16 protein-coding genes are annotated in these 20,400 nt (G+C 72.5%); 6 read left to right on the top strand and 10 right to left on the bottom strand.

Going from position 1 to position 20,400, the window contains the following annotated elements:
- Positions 1-253 precede the first annotated feature (253 nt).
- The 5 genes from aceE to BLV72_RS07840 all read right to left on the bottom strand — a co-directional run bounded on the left by aceE (position 254) and on the right by BLV72_RS07840 (position 8,942).
- The gene (gene aceE, locus BLV72_RS07860; protein WP_093461196.1) at positions 254-2,929 is read right to left on the bottom strand and encodes a pyruvate dehydrogenase (acetyl-transferring), homodimeric type; all 2,676 of its coding nucleotides are present in this window, start codon (positions 2,927-2,929) and stop codon (positions 254-256) included.
- A 92-nt stretch (positions 2,930-3,021) separates the two neighbouring features.
- Entirely contained in the window at positions 3,022-3,645 is a 624-nt protein-coding gene (locus tag BLV72_RS07855; RefSeq protein ID WP_093461194.1) for a GntR family transcriptional regulator, read from the bottom strand.
- Positions 3,646-3,770: 125 nt separating this feature from the next.
- Complete coding sequence (gene sucB / locus BLV72_RS07850; protein ID WP_093461192.1) at positions 3,771-5,534, bottom strand: 2-oxoglutarate dehydrogenase, E2 component, dihydrolipoamide succinyltransferase; 1,764 nt, start codon at positions 5,532-5,534, stop codon at positions 3,771-3,773.
- A 52-nt stretch (positions 5,535-5,586) separates the two neighbouring features.
- Positions 5,587-6,975 (bottom strand): dihydrolipoyl dehydrogenase, encoded by a 1,389-nt coding sequence (gene lpdA, locus BLV72_RS07845; protein WP_014060097.1) that lies wholly within the window; start codon positions 6,973-6,975, stop codon positions 5,587-5,589.
- A gap of 398 nt (positions 6,976-7,373) precedes the next feature.
- Complete coding sequence (locus BLV72_RS07840; protein WP_093461191.1) at positions 7,374-8,942, bottom strand: leucyl aminopeptidase; 1,569 nt, start codon at positions 8,940-8,942, stop codon at positions 7,374-7,376.
- Positions 8,943-9,139: 197 nt separating this feature from the next.
- Here BLV72_RS07840 and BLV72_RS07835 point away from each other — a divergent pair, with 197 nt between their 5' ends.
- Entirely contained in the window at positions 9,140-10,111 is a 972-nt protein-coding gene (locus BLV72_RS07835) for an adenosylcobinamide-GDP ribazoletransferase (RefSeq protein WP_244320691.1), read from the top strand.
- 153 nt (positions 10,112-10,264) lie between these two features.
- Here the strand turns inward: BLV72_RS07835 and cobT are convergent, their stop codons facing one another.
- Both cobT and BLV72_RS07820 read right to left on the bottom strand, forming a co-directional pair.
- Complete coding sequence (cobT, locus tag BLV72_RS07830) at positions 10,265-11,395, bottom strand: nicotinate-nucleotide--dimethylbenzimidazole phosphoribosyltransferase (protein ID WP_208905580.1); 1,131 nt, start codon at positions 11,393-11,395, stop codon at positions 10,265-10,267.
- 617 nt (positions 11,396-12,012) lie between these two features.
- Positions 12,013-13,212, bottom strand: a complete 1,200-nt coding sequence (locus BLV72_RS07820; protein ID WP_093461189.1) for a bifunctional adenosylcobinamide kinase/adenosylcobinamide-phosphate guanylyltransferase — start codon at positions 13,210-13,212, stop codon at positions 12,013-12,015.
- Positions 13,213-13,352: 140 nt separating this feature from the next.
- Between BLV72_RS07820 and BLV72_RS07815 the strand changes: the two genes are divergently transcribed.
- Entirely contained in the window at positions 13,353-13,556 is a 204-nt protein-coding gene (locus BLV72_RS07815) for a hypothetical protein (protein WP_059143388.1), read from the top strand.
- A 73-nt stretch (positions 13,557-13,629) separates the two neighbouring features.
- On the opposite strand, the gene BLV72_RS07810 is transcribed toward BLV72_RS07815, so the two are convergent.
- Together BLV72_RS07810 and BLV72_RS07805 are read right to left on the bottom strand one after the other, a co-directional pair.
- Positions 13,630-14,340 (bottom strand): class I SAM-dependent methyltransferase, encoded by a 711-nt coding sequence (locus BLV72_RS07810; RefSeq protein WP_280143055.1) that lies wholly within the window; start codon positions 14,338-14,340, stop codon positions 13,630-13,632.
- An 83-nt stretch (positions 14,341-14,423) separates the two neighbouring features.
- Positions 14,424-15,020 carry a DUF3043 domain-containing protein gene (locus tag BLV72_RS07805; RefSeq protein ID WP_014060089.1) on the bottom strand — a complete coding sequence of 199 codons (597 nt, stop codon included), beginning with the start codon at positions 15,018-15,020 and terminating at the stop codon, positions 14,424-14,426.
- 259 nt (positions 15,021-15,279) lie between these two features.
- On the opposite strand from BLV72_RS07805, the gene BLV72_RS07800 reads away from it, so the two are divergent.
- The 4 genes from BLV72_RS07800 (at position 15,280) to BLV72_RS07785 (ending at position 18,428) form a co-directional block, all read left to right on the top strand.
- Complete coding sequence (locus BLV72_RS07800) at positions 15,280-16,053, top strand: PspA/IM30 family protein (RefSeq protein ID WP_093461188.1); 774 nt, start codon at positions 15,280-15,282, stop codon at positions 16,051-16,053.
- Between the two features lie 39 nt (positions 16,054-16,092).
- Complete coding sequence (gene pspAA, locus BLV72_RS07795; protein ID WP_014060087.1) at positions 16,093-16,371, top strand: PspA-associated protein PspAA; 279 nt, start codon at positions 16,093-16,095, stop codon at positions 16,369-16,371.
- A gap of 102 nt (positions 16,372-16,473) precedes the next feature.
- Entirely contained in the window at positions 16,474-17,754 is a 1,281-nt protein-coding gene (locus tag BLV72_RS07790; protein ID WP_093461187.1) for a sensor histidine kinase, read from the top strand.
- Positions 17,751-18,428, top strand: coding sequence for a response regulator transcription factor (locus BLV72_RS07785; RefSeq protein ID WP_093461186.1), 678 nt, complete (start codon positions 17,751-17,753; stop codon positions 18,426-18,428). Before BLV72_RS07790 ends, BLV72_RS07785 begins: the two co-directional genes overlap by 4 nt.
- Before the next feature lie 775 nt (positions 18,429-19,203).
- Here the strand turns inward: BLV72_RS07785 and nadA are convergent.
- The gene (nadA, locus tag BLV72_RS07780; RefSeq protein WP_093461185.1) at positions 19,204-20,391 is read right to left on the bottom strand and encodes a quinolinate synthase NadA; all 1,188 of its coding nucleotides are present in this window, start codon (positions 20,389-20,391) and stop codon (positions 19,204-19,206) included.
- Positions 20,392-20,400 lie beyond the last annotated feature (9 nt).

The following is a 20,400-nucleotide window of genomic DNA, read 5'->3' as shown; positions in this document are numbered from 1 at the left end:
GTGTCCGGCGGGTCTTCCCCCACCCGCCCCTTCCCGAAACCGGGGCCCGGACCCGGCCCCGCCGGGGCTCCGCCCGTGGACCCCGCTCCTCAAACGCCGGAGGGGCTGGATCGGCGGCTGCCCGGGCGGGCGTCCGCGCACTTCCGAGTTGTCCGGCTGGGGGGCTGGGGGCGGAGCCCCAGTTTTGGGAAGGGGCGGGGAGGGGAGCAGCCCGCCGCAGGTCACCGCCCCCGTGACCGGGGTGGCGGCGCCGTCAGATGCCGTACCGCTCCGCGGCCTCCTTGGGCGCGGTGGTCCGTACGACGCCCTGCCGGGCCAGCCGGGACAGCGCGGCCACCACGATGGCCGGAGCGTCCACGCCGAAGTGGCGGCGGGCGGCCTCGCGGGTGTCGGAGAGGCCGAAGCCGTCCGTGCCCAGCGAGTACCAGTCCTGCTCGACCCACTGGCTGATCTGGTCGGGGACCGCACGCATCCAGTCGCTGACGGCGAGGACCGGGCCCGGTGCGCCTGCCAGGGCACGGGTGACGTACGGGACCCGGTCTTCGCCACTGAGCTGCGCCGCGTCACAGGACAGGGCGTCACGGCGCAGCTCGCTCCAGGAGGTGGCGGACCACACGTCGGCGGCCACGCCCCAGTCGTCGGCGAGGAGTTTCTGGGCCTCCAGCGCCCAGTGGATGGCGGTGCCGGAGGCGAGGAGCTGGATGCGGCGGGAGTCCTCGGCCGGGGCCGTGGCCTCCTGGTAGCGGTACAGGCCCTTGAGGATGCCCTCCTCGACGCCGTCGCCCGCAGGGATAGGAGGCTGGACCTTGGTCTCGTTGTAGACGGTCAGGTAGTAGAAGACGTCCTCGGCCTCGGGGCCGTACATCCGCCGCAGACCCTCCCGCACGATCACGCCGATCTCGTACGCGAACGCCGGGTCGTAGGCGAGCGCCGCCGGGTTGGTGGAGGCGATCAGCGGGGAGTGGCCGTCGGCGTGCTGCAGGCCCTCGCCGGTCATCGTCGTACGGCCGGCGGTGGCGCCGATGAGGAAGCCGCGGCCGAGCTGGTCGGCGAGCGCCCACATCTGGTCGGCGGTGCGCTGCCAGCCGAACATCGAGTAGAAGATGTAGAAGGGGATCATCGGCTCGCCGTGGGTCGCGTACGACGTCGCGGCGGCGGTGAAGTCGGCCATCGAACCGGCCTCGGTGATCCCCTCGTTGAGGATCTGACCGTTCTGCGCTTCCTTGTAGTACAGGAGCTGATCGCGGTCGACCGGGTCGTAGGTCTGGCCGAGCGGGGAGTAGATCCCGGCGGTGGGGAAGAGCGACTCCATGCCGAAGGTCCGCGCCTCGTCCGGCACGATCGGCACCCAGCGCCGGCCGGTCTCCTTGTCCCGCATCAGGTCCTTGACCAGCCGGACGAAGGCCATGGTGGTGGCGATCTCCTGGCTGCCGGAGCCCTTGGCGAGCGCCTCGAACGGCTTCGCGGACGGCTCGGGCAGGGCCACCGCGTGGACCTTGCGGGCCGGGGCGGGGCCGCCGAGGGCCGCGCGGCGCTCCTGGAGGTAGCGGACCTCGGGGGAGTCGGGGCCGGGGTGGACGTAGGGGACGAGGCTGTCGTCCAGCTTGCTGTCCGGGATAGGGAGTTCGAGGAGGTCCCGCATGGCGCGGAACTCCTTGCCGGTCAGCTTCTTCATCTGGTGGTTGGCGTTGCGCGACTCGAAGCCGGGGCCCAGCGTCCAGCCCTTGACGGTCTGGGCGAGCACCACGGTCGGGGCGCCCTTGTGCTCCATGGCCGCGCGGTAGGCCGCGTACACCTTGCGCGGCTCGTGGCCCGCGCGCGAGGTGTGGAAACACTCGGTGAGCTTGGCGTCCGTGAACTGCTGGGCCAGCCGGGCCAGCTCCGGCTCGGCGCCGAAGAAGTGCTCGCGGATGTAGGCCGCGTCACGGGTCGCGTACGTCTGGAACTGACCGTCCGGGACCTCGCGCAGCCGGCGGACCAGCGCACCCGAGGTGTCCAGTGCGAACAGCTCGTCCCAGGCGGAGCCCCACAGCGACTTGACCACGTTCCAGCCCGCCGCGCGGAACTGGGCCTCCAGCTCCTGCACGATCTTGAAATTGGCGCGCACCGGGCCGTCGAGCCGCTGCAGATTGCAGTTGATGACGAAGGTGAGGTTGTCCAGGCCCTCGCGCCCGGCCAGCGCCAGGGCGGCCGTCGACTCCGGCTCGTCCATCTCGCCGTCGCCCAGGAAGGCCCAGACGTGGGAGTTGGCGGTGTCCTTGATGCCGCGCGCCGCCAGATAGCGGTTGAAGCGGGCCTGGTAGATCGCGGAGATCGGGCCGATGCCCATCGAGACGGTGGGGAACTCCCACAGCCACGGCATCCGCCGCGGATGCGGATAGGACGGCAGACCCTCACCGCCCGCTTCGCGGCGGAAGTGGTCCAGGTGGTGCTCGGTCAGCCGCCCGTCGAGGAAGGCGCGGGCGTAGATGCCGGGGGAGGCGTGGCCCTGGATGTAGAGCTGGTCACCACTGCCGTCCGCTTCCTTGCCGCGGAAGAAGTGCTGGAAGCCCGTCTCGTAGAGCCAGGCGGCGGAGGCGAAGGTGGCGATGTGACCGCCGAGGCCGTCACGGCTGCCGCGGGTGACCATCGCCGCCGCGTTCCACCGGTTCCAGGCGGTGATGCGGCTCTCCATGGCCTCGTCGCCCGGGAACGCGGGCTCGGCGGCGGTCGGGATGGTGTTGACGTAGTCCGACTCCAGCAGGGGCGGCAGGGCCAGCCCGGTGCTCTCGGCGCGCTCCAGGGTGCGGCGCATGAGATACGAGGCGCGGTGTGACCCGGCCGCCTGCGCGACGGCGTCCAGGGAGGCGCCCCATTCGGCGGTCTCCTCGGGGTCACGGTCGGGAAGCTGGTCGAGCGCACTCGGCCGCGTGCGTGCGAGATCGGTCATGAAACCGACTGTAAGTCTGATCGATGATCGATCAAAGCTCTGCCAAGGAAAAAGTGCTCCGTAAGGCGAAATTGGCATTCCGTGCCGCGAAACTAGGCACGCGGTGCACAGCCGAGGACATGTTCCTTGACCAGTTCGCCGACCCTGGGGTCCCGCCGCTTGAAGGCGTCCACCACCGCCTGGTGCTCCTCGGCGTACGACTCCTGGACGGTGCCCAGCCAGCGGATCGACAGCGTCGTCCAGATCTCGATGCCCAGCGACTCCCAGGTGTGCAGCAGCACGCTGTTGCCCGACGCCCGCACCAGCTCCCGGTGGAACGCCACGGTGTGCCGCACCTGCGCCTCCGCGTCGGCCTTATGGTCCGCCTCGTACAGCCCCCGCACCTCGGGCTCCAGGGCGGAGGTGTCCTCGGCCAGCACGGGCGCGGCCAGCTCCGCCGCGATCTGCTCCAGCCCGGCCCGTACCGGATAGATCTCCTCCAGGTCGGAGGCGGTCAGATTCCGGACCCGGACGCCCTTGTTGGGGACCGACTCGATCAGCCGCAGCGACTCCAGCTCCCGCAGCGCCTCCCGTACGGGCGTCTGGCTGACCTCCAGCTCCGTGGCGATCCTGCGCTCCACGATCCGCTCGCCCGGCTTCCAGCGGCCACTGACGATGCCCTCCACGATGTGCTCGCGGATCTGCTCGCGCAGCGAGTGGACGACGGGCGCGGCCATGGGGGACTCCTTAGAACCAGCGGTGAACAGTAGCCATTATCCCGGCACTGCGGTAACGAAAACCGCGCCCCGCACGGAAAGCCCGTGCGGGGCGCGGCACTGCCTCGGAGGGATCCTCGGAGGGCTCAGAGACCGAGGTCCACCTCGAACTCACCGGTCTCCAGGATCTCCTTGACGGCCGTCAGGTAGCGGGCCGCGTCGGCACCGTCCACCAGACGGTGGTCGTAGGAGAGCGCCACGTACGTCATGTTGCGCACCGCGATGGTCTCGCCCAGCTCCGGGTGGTCGATGACCACCGGGCGCTTGACGGTCGCGCCGATGCCCAGGATGGCGACCTGGTTCGGGGGCACGATGATCGTGTCGAACAGCGCACCGCGCGAGCCGGTGTTGCTGATCGTGAAGGTGGCGCCGGACACCTCGTCCGGGGTGATCTTGTTGGAGCGGACCTTGCCCGCCAGCTCCGCCGTCTTCTTGGCGATACCGGCGATGTTGAGGTCGCCCGCGTTCTTGATGACCGGGGTCATCAGGCCCTTCTCGGCGTCCACCGCGATGCCGACGTTCTCCACGTCGAAGTACGTGATGGTGCCGTCGTCGTTGATCCGGGCGTTGACGGCCGGGTGGGCCTTCAGCGCCTGGACGGCGGCCTTCACGAAGAACGGCATCGGCGAGAGCTTGACGCCCTCGCGCTGGGCGAACGCGTCCTTGGCCTGCGCGCGCAGCCGCATGACCTTGGTGACATCCACCTCGACCACGCTGGTGAGCTGCGCCTGCTCGTGCAGGGCCTTCATCATGTTGTCGCCGATGACCTTGCGCATCCGCGGCATCTTGATGGTCTGGCCACGCAGCGGGGACGCCGCCTGCGGGGCGGCCTTCGGCGCGGCGGCGGCCGGGGCGGCCTGGGCCTGGGCGGCGGCCTTGGCGGCCTCCGCGGCGGCGATGACGTCCTGCTTGCGGACGCGACCGCCGACGCCGGTGCCCTTGACGGTGGACAGGTCCACGTTGTTCTCGGCGGCCAGCTTGCGCACCAGCGGGGTGACGTAGGCGCCCTCGGCCTCGGGGGCCGCGGGAGCGGGGGTGGCCGGGGCCGCGGCCGGAGCCGGGGCGGGCGCCGGAGCGGCCGGGGTCGGCTCGGGAGCGACCGGCTCCGGGGTGACGGCCTGCGGCGCGGGGGCGCTCGGGGCCTGCGGGGCCGGGGCGGGCGCCGGGGCCTCCTGGACCGGCTCGGGGGCCGGGGCGGCCGGGGCGGGCGCGGCGGCCGGAGCGGCGGCACCCTGACTGGCCGTACCGATCACGGCCAGCTTGGCGCCGACCTCGGCGGTCTCGTCCTCGCCGACCAGGATCTCCAGCAGAGTGCCCGCGACCGGGGCCGGGATCTCGGTGTCGACCTTGTCGGTCGAGACCTCGAGCAGCGGCTCATCGGCCTCGACGGACTCGCCGACCTCCTTGAGCCAGCGGGTCACGGTGCCCTCGGTCACCGACTCGCCCAGCGCGGGCAGGACCACATCGGTGCCCTCGGCGCCACCGGCCGGAGCGGCGGCGGCAGGGGCGGGTGCGGGGGCAGGGGCCTCGGCGGCGGGCGCCGGGGCGGGCTCGGGCTGAGCCGCCGGAGCGGGCTCGGCCGCGGGGGCGGGGGCCTCGGCCGGAGCCGCGCCGCCGTCGTCGATAACGGCCAGCTCGGCGCCGACCTCGACCGTCTCGTCCTCGGCCACCTTGATGGACGTCAGCACACCGGCCGAAGGGGCCGGGATCTCGGTGTCGACCTTGTCGGTCGACACCTCGAGCAGGGGCTCGTCGGCCTCGACGCGCTCACCTTCGGCCTTGAGCCAGCGGGTGACGGTGCCCTCGGTCACGCTCTCGCCGAGCGCCGGCAGGGTTACGGAAACCGCCATGGTGTTCGGTTGCTCCTTAACGATCTTTGCGGATGGTTCGCGCTCGGGATGATCAGTCGTGGGAGTGCAGCGGCTTGCCGGCCAGGGCCAGGTGGGCCTCGCCGAGCGCCTCGTTCTGCGTGGGGTGGGCGTGGACGAGCTGCGCGACCTCGGCGGGCAGCGCCTCCCAGTTGTAGATCAGCTGAGCCTCGCCGACCTGCTCGCCCATCCGGTCACCGACCATGTGGACGCCGACGACGGCACCGTCCCTTACCTGCACGAGCTTGATCTCGCCCGCGGTCTTGAGGATCTTGCTCTTGCCGTTGCCCGCGAGGTTGTACTTCAGGGCGACGACCTTGTCCGCACCGTACAGCTCCTTGGCCTTGGCCTCGGTGATGCCGACGGAGGCGACCTCGGGGTGGCAGTAGGTCACCCGCGGCACGCCGTCGTAGTCGATCGGAACGGGGTTCTGGCCCGCCAGCCGCTCGGCCACCAGCATGCCCTCGGCGAAGCCGACGTGGGCGAGCTGGAGGGTGGGGACCAGGTCACCGACGGCGGAGATGGTCGGCACGTTGGTCCGCATGTACTCGTCGACGAGGACATAGCCGCGGTCCATGGCGACCCCGGCCTCCTCGTAGCCCAGGCCCTGCGAGACCGGGCCCCGGCCGACGGCCACCAGCAGCAGCTCGGCCTCGAAAGTCTTGCCGTTCTCCAGCGAGACCTTGACGCCGTCGGCGGTGTACTCGACGCCGGAGAAGCGGGAGCCGAGGGAGAAGTTGATGCCGCGCTTGCGGAAGGCGCGCTCCAGCAGCTTGGAGCTGCTCTCGTCCTCGACCGGGACGAGGTGGGGAAGCGCCTCGACGATGGTGATGTCGGCCCCGAAGGACTTCCACGCGGAGGCGAACTCGACGCCGATGACGCCGCCGCCCAGCACGACCGCGGACTTCGGCACGCGGTCCAGCACCAGGGCGTGATCGGAGGAGATGACGCGGTTGCCGTCGATCTCCAGGCCGGGAAGGGACTTGGGCACCGAACCGGTGGCCAGCAGGATGTGGCGGCCGGTGTAACGCTCGCCGTTCACATCGACAGAGGTCGGGGAGGACAGCCGGCCCTCACCCGTCACATAGGTGACCTTGCGGGAGGCGATCAGGCCCTGCAGACCCTTGTACAGGCCCGAGACCACGCCGTCCTTGTACTTGTGCACACCCTCGATGTCGATGCCTTCGAAGGTGGTCTTCACGCCGAATTCCGAGCCCTCGCGGGCCTGGTCGGCGAGCTCACCGGCGTGCAGCAGAGCCTTGGTGGGGATGCAGCCACGGTGCAGACAGGTGCCGCCCAGCTTGTCCTTCTCGATCAGGGCGACGTCCAGACCCAGCTGCGCCGCGCGCAGGGCAGCGGCGTAACCGCCGCTACCGCCTCCGAGGATCACTAGGTCGAAAACGGTGCTGGCGTCGTTCGCCACGTCACGTCCTCCATGCATGGTGCGCCGGGGCCGGCCTTGGTCGGCCGGGCGGCGGCGTGTGTTCGGCCGCTTCTTACGTCGGCGGCCCTGGTGTCGGGGGCCCTGTCCTGCCGGGACAACATCTTCGCACTTGTTGGGAGGAGACGGGACGCGGGGCCGCTGTGTGAGAAATCTCCAGACCCCAGTTCAGGGGTTACTCCTGCGTATCCGGAACGCGGAGCCCCGTCGATTTCGTTGAGGGCGAAATCGACGGGACTTTCGGCCCTATGGGCCGGCGGTCGCGATGCGTTGTCGCTGGGCGCCGCTGCGTTGCGGTGCGGTGCTGCGGTGGTACGTCGCGCCGCTGAGTCGCGGTGCTACGTCGCGCCGCCGCGTCGTGCCGTCGTGTTGCGCTCGGCTCAGCCGAGATCGCCGTCCGCGGCGCGCTCGGCCAGCCGCACCAGGGTGCGGACCGCGGCGCCCGTGCCGCCCTTGGGGGTGTAGCCGAACGGACCGGCCTCGTTGAAGGCCGGACCCGCGATGTCCAGGTGGCCCCAGGTGATCCCGTCCGCCACGAACTCCTTCAGGAAGATGCCGGCCACCAGACCGCCACCCATGCGCTCGCCCATGTTCGCGAGATCGGCGACCGGGGAGTCGATGCCCTTGCGCAGGTGGGTGGGCAGCGGCATCGGCCAGGACTGCTCACCGGCCTCCTCCGCGATCTCGTGCAGCGAGGTGCGGAACGCCTCGTCGTTCGTCATGATCCCGAACGTGCGGTTGCCCAGCGCGAGCACCATCGCACCGGTCAGCGTCGCCACGTCCACGATCGCGTCCGGCTTCTCCTCACCGGCGCGGGTGATCGCGTCGGCGAGCACCAGCCGGCCCTCGGCGTCGGTGTTGAGCACCTCGACGGTCTTGCCGCCGTACATCGACAGCACATCGCCGGGGCGGGTGGCCGAACCAGACGGCATGTTCTCGGCCAGCGCCAGCCAGCCCGTGAGGTTGACCCGCAGGCCCAGCCTGGCGGCCGCGACGACGGTGGCGAACACGGCGGCGGCACCGCTCATGTCGCACTTCATCGTCTCGTTGTGACCTGCCGGCTTGAGGGAGATGCCGCCCGAGTCGTAGGTGATGCCCTTGCCGACCAGGGCGAGCGTCTTCTCCGCCTTGGGGTGGGCGTACGCGATCCGCACCAGCCGCGGCGGGGCCTCCGAACCCTGGCCCACGCCGAGGATGCCGCCGTACCCGCCCTTCTTGAGCGCCTTCTCGTCCAGCACCTCGGTCTTGAGGCCGTGCTCCTTGGCGGCCGCGACCGCCTCGGCCGCGAAGTCGGCCGGGTTGAGGAGGTTGGACGGGGTGTTGATCAGGTCGCGGGCGCGGTTGATCTCCTCGACCAGGGCGGTGGCGCGCTCGGCGGCCGCCTTGTACGCCTTGTCGCGCGGCTTGCCGCCGACCAGGGCGACCTCGGCGAGCGGGCCGTTGTTCTTCTTGTCTGCGTCCTTGACGTTCTTGACGGTCTTGGCGCTCTTACCGTCCTTGGCGTTGCCGCCGTTGCCGTTGCTCTTGTCGTATGTGTACGCCCCGAGCAGCGCGCCCTCGGCGACGGCGGCGGCGCTCGCCACGTCCTCGATCGGCAGCGCGAACGCGCCCTTCTTCGAACCGGACAGCGCGCGGGAGGCCGTCCCCGCGGCCCGGCGCAGCGTCTCGGCGTCATAGCCGTCGTCCTTGGCCGGGACGTCGCCCAGCCCGACCGCCAGCACGACCGGGGCCTTGAGGCCGGACGCGGCGGGCAGCTTGGTCACCTCGCCCTCGGCGCCGGTCGCGCCGAGCGTCTCCAGAACGGCGGCCAGCTTTCCGCCGAACGCCTTGTCCACGGCCTCGGCGCCGGCGGCGACGACGGGGCCCTTGGCCCCCTTCGCCACGCCGACGACGACGGCGTCCGCGCGCAGTGCCGCGGCGGACGAGGTGCTGAGAGTCAGAGCAGTCACAGTGGTCGGGTCCCTCTTCCGATAGTTCGTCGGCCGATATGGGTTGTAGGCCGCGCCCCTCCGCATCGTATGCCTGCTGTCTTTTTCCGTCTCGGTTCGCCTCCGGGGCGCATCAGTCGACACCCTGCGGCTCGGCCTCAACAGGGGTGTGCCCTCGGGCTTACCGGATGGAGGTGGCCGGGATAGCCTTCCGCGCGATGGACACCACGCCGGAGCCGCCGCAGTCGCAATCGCCGCCGTCCGCACGCCCGCCGGAGGGCGAACCCGAGGCCGAACCCGAGGCCGGGCCCGAGAGCGCGGAGAACTCCGGACCCTCCGAGGAGTCGGAGCACCCTGACCGGTCGGAGCATCCGCCGCGGCCCGCCTACGATCCGCCGCCCGCACACGCGCCACGTGCCCCCTGGGCCGACGGAATCCGCTTCGCCTTCGGCACGCTCACGGTGCTGCCCGTACGGGGCACGCGCTGGGACCGGGAGGCGGCGCACGCGGGGATGTTGTGCGCGCCGTTGGCCGGGCTGACCGTGGGGCTGTGTGCGGCCGCGGTGGGTGGGGTGTTGCTGTTCCTGGGCGGTGGGGCGCTGTTGGCGGCCGTGGCCACCACCGCGATACCCGCCGTACTGACCCGTGGCCTCCATCTCGACGGGCTCGCCGACACCGCGGACGGGCTGGGCAGCGGCAAACCGGCCGAGGACGCGCTGAGCATCATGAAGCGGTCGGACATCGGGCCGTTCGGCGTGATGGCGCTGCTGTTCGTCCTGCTCGGCCAAGTGGCGGCCCTGGCCCAGCTCTACGGCCAGAGCTGGGCGCACGGCGCGGTCGGGGCGGCCGTGGCCGGTGTCGCCGCGCGCTGCGCCCTGACGCTCGCGGCTCGCGTGGGCGTTCCGGCGGCGCGGCCGGAGGGGTTGGGCGCGGCGGTCGCGGGCACGGTGCCGTGGCGTTCCGCCGGTGTGGTGGGGGCGGTGGTGGTGGTCGGCTGCGCGGTGGCGGCCATCCCCTTCGGCCCGTACGCCGTCGTCCGGCACGCCTTCGCCGCGCCGGCCGCGCTGGCGGCCGCCGAACTCCTCCTGCACCACTGCCGCCGGCGGCTCGGCGGGGTGACCGGCGATGTCTTCGGCGCGCTCGCGGAGACGGCCGCCACGGTGGCCCTGGTGGTCCTGACCTTCGGGTAGGGCCGTGAACATAGGGGATGCCGGACGGTTCGTGCCGCCTGCGGCGGGCTGTTCCCCTGCCCCTCCGGCGTTTGAGGAGCGGGGTCCGGGGGCGGAGCCGCGTATCGATGCTGCGGGAAGGGGCGGGGTGGGGAAAGATCCGCCGGACGGGCCCTAGCCGTTGTCCTGAGGGGTGTCCGGGGCCTCCGGGTCCTCGGCGTCCGCCGGGTGCTCCGAGGGCCCCGAGCCCTCAGAGCTTTCCGAGCGCTCCGGAAGCTCCGCGTGCAGCGCCGCCGCCGCCTGCACCAGCGGCAACGCGAGCAACGCCCCCGTGCCCTCCCCGACCGTGACGCCGTGGTCGAGCAGCGGCGTGAGGGCGATGCGGTCGAGGGCCTTCTCCTGGCCGGGTTCGCCGCTGGCCTGGCCGGCCAGCCACCAGTCGGGGGCGCGGAACGCCACCCGCTGGGCGACCAGCGCGCAGGCCGCCGAGACGACGCCGTCGAGGATCACGGGGGTGCGGCGCACGGCGCTCTGCAGCAGGAAGCCGGTGATCGCGGCGAGGTCGGCACCGCCGACCGTGGCCAGCAGTTGGAGCTGATCGCCGAGCACCGGGCGGGCCCGCCGCAGCCCGTCGCGGATCGCGGCGCACTTCCGCATCCAGGCGAGGTCGTCGATGGCGGCCCCACCGCGGCCGGTGACCACGGACGCGTCCGTACCGCACAGCGCGGCGATCAGCGTGGCCGCCGCGGTCGTGCCGCCGACGCTGAGGTCACCGAGGACGAGGAGGTCGGTGCCGGAGTCCGCCTCCTCGTCGGCGATGGCCATCCCGGTGCGGAAGGCTTGCTCGGCCTCGTTGAGGGTGAGCGCGTCCTCGACGTCGAGCCGGCCGGAGCCGCGGCGTACGCGGTGGCGGGTGACCTCCTCCGGGAGCTCCTCGGGGTCGCAGTCCAGCGCCATGTCGATGACCCGGACGGACGCGCCGAGGCGGGCGGCGAGGATGGCGGCCGGGCTCTCGCCGTCGAGTACGGCGCGGACCAGGCGGTGGGCGCTCCCGGCGGGACGGGCGGAGACACCGAGCTCGGAGATGCCGTGGTCGCCCGCGAAGAGGATGGCGCGGGGCCGCTCGACGGGCTTGACCGGCACCCGCTGCTGCGCGGCGGCGAGCCATTCGCCCAGTTCGTCCAGCCGCCCGAGCGCGCCCGGCGGCAATGCGAGCCGCTCGCGGCGCTCCTCGGCGTCACGCCGGATGCCCCCGTCGGGGCGTTCGATCAGGTCGACGAAGTCATCGAGATTCAGGCCGCTCACGGGCGAAACCCTACCGGGCGAAGGCGCATCGGGATGATCGAGGTCACAGGAATGCCGATGGCCGGGCGACGCTTCGGGGCCGAACTCTTGTGGGCCAGTGCTTGAAGTCCGCCGATCTTGGCTGAAAAGTGGTGGATGCCCCTTAGTGCCCCACCTTATGAAGAACATGCGGACGGTGGTCGGGCTCTGTCCCGCACTGCTCTTCCTTGTGCTGGGCATCGGTGCCCAGCCCGCTGCGGCGCGTGTTTGGTGTCCCCGGAGCGGGCCGGAGCCTGGGCCACCGGGCTGCTGCCGACCGGCTGCCCGGCCACCGGCTCCGGCGTTCCCGGTGACGACGGCGGGGTGCCCGGCGGGGTCGTGATCGAGCTGGCGTGGAGCTGCCACATCAACGCGCTCGACCTGAGCCGGTTGCTCCAGCAGGGCGGACTGACCCAGGTCGTCGAGTTCGACGGCACCGCGGACGACGCCTCCGCCGAGGCGCCGCTCGTCGACGCCAAGGGCGCGCACGCCCTGCCGGGCTTCCCCTGGCTCACCGTCGCCCTCGCGTCCCCGCCGCGCTGCGACTGCACCGCAGAAGTCCCAGCGGCCCTGAATCCGGGCCGGGCGGCTCCCCGCGTTCAGCCCCGGAGGGGCAGGGCCTGCCCGGCCACCACCAGCAGCACCTGCTCGCACTCCTCGGCGAACATCGCGTTCAACCGGCCCAGTTCATCGCGGAAGCGGCGGCCGGAGGCGGTCGCGGGGACGACGCCGGAGCCGACCTCGTTGCTCACCGCGACCACCGTACGGCTGGTGGCGCGGACCCCGGCGACGAGGGCGGACACCCGCTCGCGCAGGGCGCGTTCACCGCCGTTCGCCCACTTCTCGTCGTCCCAGGCGTTCACGGAGTCCATCGCGTCGGTGAGCCACAGCGCCAGGCAGTCGATGAGCAGCGGTGGGCCGTCCTCGGCGAGCAGCGGTCTCAGATCGCAGGTCTCGGCGGTGCGCCAGGAGCCGGGGCGGCGCTCGCGGTGGGCGGCGACGCGGGCGGCCCAATCGGGGTCGCCTGCGCGGGTGCCGCCCGTGGCGACGTACAGGACGTCGGGGAAGGCGGCCAGCCGCCGCTCCGCCTCCAGGGACTTGCCGGACCGGGCGCCGCCCAGCACCAGCGTGCGGCGCGGCAGATCCGGTACCGCGGAGTACTCGCCGACGATCAGCGTCCGCCCGTCCGGCACCGCCCGCGCGCCCGCCGTGGCCAGACGGCGGTGCAGCTCCCGGCCGGGTGGGATGGTGTGGTCGAGATGGACGGCCAGGACGTCGGTGGTGGCGCCCACGGCGCCCGAGGCGCGCAGGGCGGCCAGGGCGCCGGGGCGGTCCAGCACATCGAGCAGCACCATGTCGTACGGCTCGGCCGGGTCGGCGAGGCCCGCGGCGGCGGCGCGCGGCGGGAGGTAGAGCAGCCGGGAGCTGTCGGGGCCGGTGACCTCGTAGCCGGTACCGGGGGAGTCCAGCGCGATCGCCCGCACCCGGTGGCCGCTGATCAGGGACAGCGTGCGGCCGTCCGGCACCCGCCCCGGCGCCGGCAGGCCGGCCGGGAACTCGACGGCCGGGCCCGCGTGCGGATGGGAGAGCAGCACCTGCCGGACGCCGGCCAGCGAGTGGCCGGCCCGCGCGGCGGCGAAGGCGGCCCCCGGGGTGAGGTCGATCAGCAGCGCGCCGTCGATCAGCAGCGAGGTGGCGGCCCGCGCCTCCTCGCCGACGGCGGCGGCACAGGAGGCGCAGGGACAGCCGTGGCGCGGCAGCCCGTCGGGGGCTCCGGTGCCCAGAAGAGTGAGTTCCACGCCCCGATCGTCTCGCGTCCGATCCCATGGGTCGCGCGGGGCCACCCCGTACGGAGTGATCAGTCACCTAGGCTGCGGGCAGACATCACCTGTGGACCGGCGGGTATCACCTGTGGGCCGGCGGGATGGAGGAGGCTGGAATGGCTTGGACATGGCGGTTCGAGAAGTCCGACGGGGCGGAGACGAAGCCCGCGGTGCAGCCGGAGGAGTTCCCGACCCAGGGGGACGCGGAGTCGTGGATCGGTGAGGAGTGGCGGGCGCTCCTCGAAGGCGGCGCGGAGCAGGTGACGCTCTTCGAGGACGGTACGAAGATCTACGGTCCGATGAGCCTGCGCGGCGAGTAGACAGCGCGCGCGGACACGCCGAACAGCAGGACCCGCGCGGGGTGGCGGTGCCCACCGCCACCCCGTCGCCGGATCAGCCCCGCACCCCGCACAGATGCAGCAGCGCCGCCACCGCGCGGTACGGATCGGTGCGGCCGGCCCGCTCCTCGGCGGTCAGCAGCCGCTCCCACTCCGGGGAGCCGGGCGGCTCGGCGTCGTCCGGGGCGAGGTCGGTGAAGACCCGCACGCCGTACCAGGCGTGCAGCGGCGCGCCGATCGCGGTCAGGGTCTCGGTCAGCTCCTCGCGCCGGTCGGCGCGCACCGGCAGCCCGATCCGGTTGGTGTACGAGGGGGAGTCGAAGGCGGTCAGCGCCGTGTCCCAGTCCCCGGCCAGCCCCGGCCGCATCGCCAGCGCGTCACCGTTGCGCACCAGCAGGGAGAGCAGACCGCCGGGGGCCAGCACCCGGGCCAGCCCGGCGAGCAGCGGATCCGGTTCGGGCACGTACATCAGCACCCCGTGGCACAGCACCACATCGAAGGCGCCCGGCAGGAAGTGTGCCCCGGTCTCCCGGCCGTCGCCCTCGAGGAGCCGTACGCGTCGCCGGATGCCCTCGGGCTCGTCGGCGAGCGCGGTGCGGGCCGCCTCCAGCATGGCGGGGTCGGACTCCAGCCCGGTGACCTCATGGCCCGCGCGGGCCAGCCGCAGGGCCTGGGTGCCCTGGCCGACGCCCACGTCGAGCATCCGCAGCCGCTGTCCCACCGGGAAGCGGGCGGTGATCTGCTCATCGAGCTGGCGGGCGACCAGCGCCTGCCGGACGGTGTTCCGCAGGCCCCCGAGGTGGCTCAGCCAGCCGGGCGCCCCGCCGGTGAAGCCGGAGGGTCTGCCGCTCAGGGCCGCTCTCCGCGCTTGACCTGCGGCTTGGGCAGCCGCAGTCGGCGCATCTGGAGGGTGCGCATCAGGGCGTACGCCACCGCGCCGCGCAGATTCTCGTCCGGGAAGCGCTGGCGCAGCTGCCGCTTGAGCTGGAAGCCGAAGAAGATGGAGTTGATCACGATCAGGACGATGACCACCATCCACAGCAGCAGCACATAGCTCTGCATGGCGCCTGCCTGGATCATGCTCAGGATCAGGATGACCACCGCGAGCGGCAGGAAGTACTCGGCGACGGAGAACCGCGAGTCCACGAAGTCGCGGGCGAAGCGCCGCACCGGACCCTTGTCGCGGGCCGGCAGATACCGCTCGTCGCCCCCGGCCAGCGCCTCGCGCTGCTTGGCCAGATCGGCGCGGCGGGCCTCGCGGGCACGCTTGGAGGCGTCCTTACGGTTGGCCGGCGTCTTCGCCAGGCTGCGGCGCTGCGTCTGGGCCTCGCTCCGCTTGGGAGTGGGGCGGCCCTTGGGCGCCTGCGGGTCACGGGTCTGCTGCGGCTGGTCCGCGGTCACCTTGGTGGTAGCGGCCTGCTCATCCTTGGAACGGCTTCGGAACACAGGGCCAAGGGTACGGGTTGCGGAGTGTGCGCCCCAGCCTCTGGGGGAACGATCGGGCAACGGCGTCCCGCCGTATCGGGACACAGGGGACACACTCCTCCTTGCGCCGGAGGCTCCCGCCCTCTGATCGTCCTGCAGGAGGAGCGCGAGCGGGCTCGAACAGTGCGGTAATGGAAGCAGGCCCCGTAGGCTGGGTCTGTTGGAGTGCCGGAGTCACACGTCCGTCAGAAGGGGGCGCGCGAGGCCCATGAGCGGTGTCATGAAGCGTATGGGGATGCTCTTCCGCGCGAAGGCCAACAAGGCCCTGGACCGGGCCGAGGACCCGCGCGAGACCCTCGACTACTCGTACCAGAAACAGCTTGAGCTGCTCCAGAAGGTGCGGCGTGGCGTGGCCGACGTGGCCACCTCGCGCAAGCGCCTGGAGCTGCAGCTCAACCAGTTGCAGGGCCAGTCCACCAAGCTGGAGGACCAGGGGCGCAAGGCGCTCGCGCTCGGCCGGGAGGATCTGGCCCGCGAGGCGCTCTCCCGCCGCGCCGCGCTGCAGCAGCAGGTCACCGACCTGGAGACCCAGCACCAGACGCTGCAGGGCGAGGAGGAGAAGCTGACCCTGGCCGCCCAGCGGCTGCAGGCCAAGGTCGACGCCTTCCGCACGCGCAAGGAGACCATCAAGGCCACCTATACCGCGGCCCAGGCGCAGACCCGTATCGGCGAGGCGTTCTCCGGCATCTCCGAGGAGATGGGCGACGTCGGCATGGCGATCCAGCGCGCCGAGGACAAGACGGCGCAGCTTCAGGCCCGCGCGGGCGCGATCGACGAGCTGCTGGCCTCCGGCGCCCTGGACGACCAGTCCGGCATGGCCAAGGACGACATCGCGGCCGAGCTCGACCGGATCTCCGGCGGTACGGACGTGGAGCTGGAGCTGCAGCGGATGAAGGCCGAGCTGGCCGGCGGCAGCCCGCAGCAGGCGATCGAGGGCGGCAAGACGGACGAGGCCCAGCAGTCCCAGACCCCGCACAAGTTCGACAAGCAGTAGCCCGCGCCCCGCCTGGGCGAGGTCTCCAAGGAGGTCGTCATGATCGTACGGATCATGGGGGAGGGCCAGGTGCGGGTGGCCGAAAGCCATCTGCCCGGACTGAACAGGCTGGACGACGAGCTGCTCGCCGAGATCGAGGGCGGCGACCACGAAGGCTTCCGGAAGACCCTGGGCGCGCTGCTGGACGCGGTGCGCTCGGCCGGTGAGCCCCTGCCCGACGACGCGCTCCAGCCATCCGAGCTGATCCTCCCCGCGGCGGAGGCGACCCTCGAGGAAGTCAAGGCGATGCTCAAGGACGACGGCCTCATTCCGGGCTAGTGCGGCGCACCCCGGACCACACTCCAGCACAGGTCGTGCCTCCCCTCACCGGCCGGGTACGGGCCGCCCAGGAAGCCGGGCGGCCCGCGGCGGCCCTTACCGTTGGATTCCGTGACTCCCCTCGCCGTCGGGCCGGGTCTGGCCCGTCCGCACCGCTGGCTGTGTGCCCACCCCCGCGCCCTGGACACCCTGGTGGCGATCGGGGTCCTCGCGCTGATCCTGATCGGCGCCGTGGCCGGTCCGCGCATGCGCCACCAGTCGCTGGGCCCCCTGTTCGTGCTGCTGGCCGTGCTCGTCGCCGGCTCGCTGATCTTCCGCCGCGATCTGCCCCGCGGGGTGCTCGCCTTCACCGTCGCCCTCACCCTCGTCGAGATCGTCACCAATGACGTGGGCCCGCCGCGCACCTCGATCGTGTTCGGGGTCGTGGTGGCGCTCTACACCGCCGCGACCCGCACCGACCGGCCCACCACCTGGCGGCTCGGCGCCGCCACGGCCGGGCTGCTCACCGGGGCCGGGATGCTCTTCGCACTCAACCCCTGGTACTCGCAGGAGAACTGGGGCCTGTTCGCCTGGGCCGGGCTGGCCGCGGCCACCGGTGACGCGGTGCGCAGCCGGCGCGCGTATATCGCCGCCATCGAGGAGCGGGCGGTCCGCGCCGAGCGCACCCGTGAGGAGGAGGCGCGCCGCCGGGTCGCCGAGGAGCGGCTGCGGATCGCCCGTGAGCTGCACGATGTCGTGGCCCATCACATCGCCCTGGTCAACGTCCAGGCCGGGGTCGCCTCCCATGTCATGGACAACCGCCCGGACCAGGCCAAGGAGGCGCTCGCCCACGTACGGCAGGCGAGCCGCTCGGCGCTGGACGAGCTGCGCGCCACGGTCGGCCTGCTGCGGCAGTACGGCGACCCCGCCGCCCCCACCGAACCGGCCCCCGGCCTCGCCGTCCTGGACCAGCTCGTGGACGGCTTCGTACGCGCCGGGATGCGGGTCCGGGTCCGGGCGGAGCCGCCGGAGACGCTGGGCCCGCTGCCGGGCTCGGTGGACCTCACGGCCTACCGGGTCGTCCAGGAGGCGCTGACCAATGTGCACAAGCACGCCGGGCCCGGCGCCACGGCCGAGGTCCGCATCGCCCGTGTCGGGGGCGCTGCCGGGAGCGCCCTGGAGGTCACGGTCGAGGACGACGGGGCGGGGACGCGGCCGGAGGGGCCGGAGGGGGAGCCCCCGGCGCCCGGGGAGGAGACCGGCGGCGGCGGACACGGTCTGCTGGGTATGCGCGAGCGGGTGACCGCGCTGCGCGGCGGCTGCGAGGCGGCACCCCTGCCCGAGGGCGGTTTCCGGGTGCGGGTGAGACTTCCTCTGCAGCCGCGTAGGGGAGGGGACCGATGACGATCAAGGTGCTGCTCGCGGACGATCAGGCGCTGCTGCGCAGTGCGTTCCGCGTTCTGGTGGACTCCGAGGCGGACATGGAGGTGGTGGGGGAGGCGTCCGACGGCGCGCAGGCGGTGGAGATCGCCCGTGCCCGGGGCGCCGACGTCGTCCTGATGGACATCCGGATGCCCGGTACGGACGGGCTGGCCGCGACCCGCATGATCACCGAGGATCCGCAGCTCGCGGACGTCCGGGTGGTCATGCTGACGACCTTCGAGGTCGACGAGTACGTGGTGGACTCGCTGCGGGCGGGGGCCAGCGGCTTCCTCGGCAAGGGCGCGGAACCCGATGAGCTGCTCGCGGCGATCCGCATCGCGGCCGCCGGCGAGGCGCTGCTGTCCCCGGCCGCGACCAAGGGGCTGATCGCCCGCTTCCTGGCCCAGGGCGACGGGAGCGGCGACGAGGGCGCCTATGACGCCTCACGGCTGGATGCCCTCACCGTCCGCGAGCGCGAGGTCCTGGTCCAGGTCGGGGGCGGGCTGTCCAACGACGAGATCGCCGCCCGGCTGGAGGTCAGCCCGCTCACGGTCAAGACGCATGTCAACCGCGCGATGGCCAAGCTGGGCGCCCGCGATCGCGCCCAGCTCGTGGTGATCGCCTACGAGACGGGTCTGGTCCGCGCGGGCGCCTAGCGCCCGCCCGGCGAGCCTTTCCCCTCCCCGCCCCTTCCCGAAACCGGGGCTCCGCCCCAGGCCCCGGTCCGGGGGCTGCCCCAGACCGGGGCTCGGGGCCTGGCCTGGGCTCCGGACGGGGGTCTGGCCTGGGCTCCGGACGGGGGTCTGGCCTGGGCTCCGGACGGGGGTCTGGCCTGGGCTCCGGACGGGGGTCTGGCCTGGGCTCCGGACGGGGGTCTGGCCTGGGCTCCGGACGGGGGTCTGGCCCGGGCTCCGGACAGGGGGTCTGCCCTGGGCTCCGGACGGGGCTCTGGCCTGGGCCTCGGACGGGGGTCTGGCCCGGGCTCCGGACAGGGGGTCTGCCCTGGGCTCCGGACCGGTGTCTGGCCCGGACCTCGGACGGGGCTCCGCCCCAGGTCCCGGTCCGAGGCTCTGGCCCGGATCCCGGACGGGGGTCTGCCCCCTGCCCCGGACGGGAGTCTGGTCCGGACCTCGGACGGGGGTCTGCCTCAGGCCCCGGACAGGGGCTCTGCCTCAGGCCCCGGGCAGGGGCTCTGCCTCCCGGCCCCGGACCGGGCTCTGCCCCAGGCCCCGGACCGGGCTCTGCCCCAGGCCCCGGACCGGGCTCTGCCCCAGACCCCGAAACCGGGGCTCCGCCCCAGACTCCGGGGTCTGGGGCGGAGCCCCAGTTGTGGGAAGGGGCGGGGAGGGGAAAGCAGCCCGCCGCAGGCGCCACGATCGTGCGCCCCGCCCCCGCTCCGCCCCCCGCCCCCCCATCGCCGAACAACGCTGCCTACGGCAGCGCCAGCATCCGCTCCAGGGCCAGCTTGGCGAAGTGCTCCGTCTCCTGGTCGACCTGGATGCGGTTGACCACCTTGCCGGCCACCAGCGACTCCAGCGCCCAGACCAGATGCGGCAGATCGATCCGGTTCATGGTCGAGCAGAAGCAGACCGTCTTGTCGAGGAAGACGATCTCCTTGCCCTGGTCGGCGAAACGATTGGCCAGGCGCCGTACGAGATTCAGCTCGGTGCCGATCGCCCACTTCGAACCGGCGGGGGCGGCCTCCAGGGCCTTGATGATGTACTCGGTCGAGCCCACGTAGTCGGCCGCCGCCACGACCTCGTGCTTGCACTCGGGGTGCACCAGCACGTTCACACCCGGTATCCGCTCGCGCACATCGTTGACCGAGTCCAGCGAGAAGCGGCCGTGCACCGAGCAGTGGCCGCGCCACAGGATCATCGTCGCGGCCCGCAGCTCCTCGGGGGTGAGCCCGCCGTTCGGCTTGTGCGGGTTGTAGACGACGCAGTCCTCCAGCGACATGCCCATGTCGCGGACCGCCGTATTGCGCCCGAGGTGCTGGTCGGGCAGGAACAGCACCTTCTGGCCCTGCTGAAACGCCCACTCCAGCGCCCGCTCGGCGTTGGACGAGGTGCAGATCGTGCCGCCGTGCTTGCCGGTGAACGCCTTGATGTCGGCCGAGGAGTTCATGTACGAGACGGGCACCGTCGCCTCCGCGACGCCCGCCTCGGTCAGCACCTCCCAGCACTCGGCGACCTGCTCGGCCGTGGCCATGTCGGCCATCGAGCAGCCGGCCGCCAGATCGGGGAGGACGACCTGCTGGGCCTCGGTGGTGAGGATGTCGGCGGACTCGGCCATGAAGTGCACACCGCAGAAGACGATGTACTCGGCGTCCGGCCGCGCGGCCGCGTCCCGGGCCAGCTTGAAGGAGTCACCGGTGACATCAGCGAACTCGATGACCTCGTCGCGCTGGTAGTGGTGACCGAGGACGAAGACCTTGTCCCCGAGCTTCTCCTTGGCCGCGCGGGCGCGTGCCACCAGGTCCGGGTCGGAGGGCGCCGGAAGGTCTCCCGGGCACTCCACGCCGCGCTCGCTGCGGGGGTCGGCCTCCCGGCCGAGAAGCAGCAGAGCGAGCGGGGTCGGCTGCACATCGAGGGGCTGGGCGGTGGTCACGTCACGCACCCTTCTTTC

It is taken from the genome of Streptomyces melanosporofaciens (genome assembly GCF_900105695.1).
Lineage (GTDB): Bacteria > Actinomycetota > Actinomycetes > Streptomycetales > Streptomycetaceae > Streptomyces > Streptomyces antimycoticus.
The sequence above is the reverse complement of the archived record's forward strand: the minus strand, read 5'-3'. Positions and strand labels throughout refer to the sequence as shown.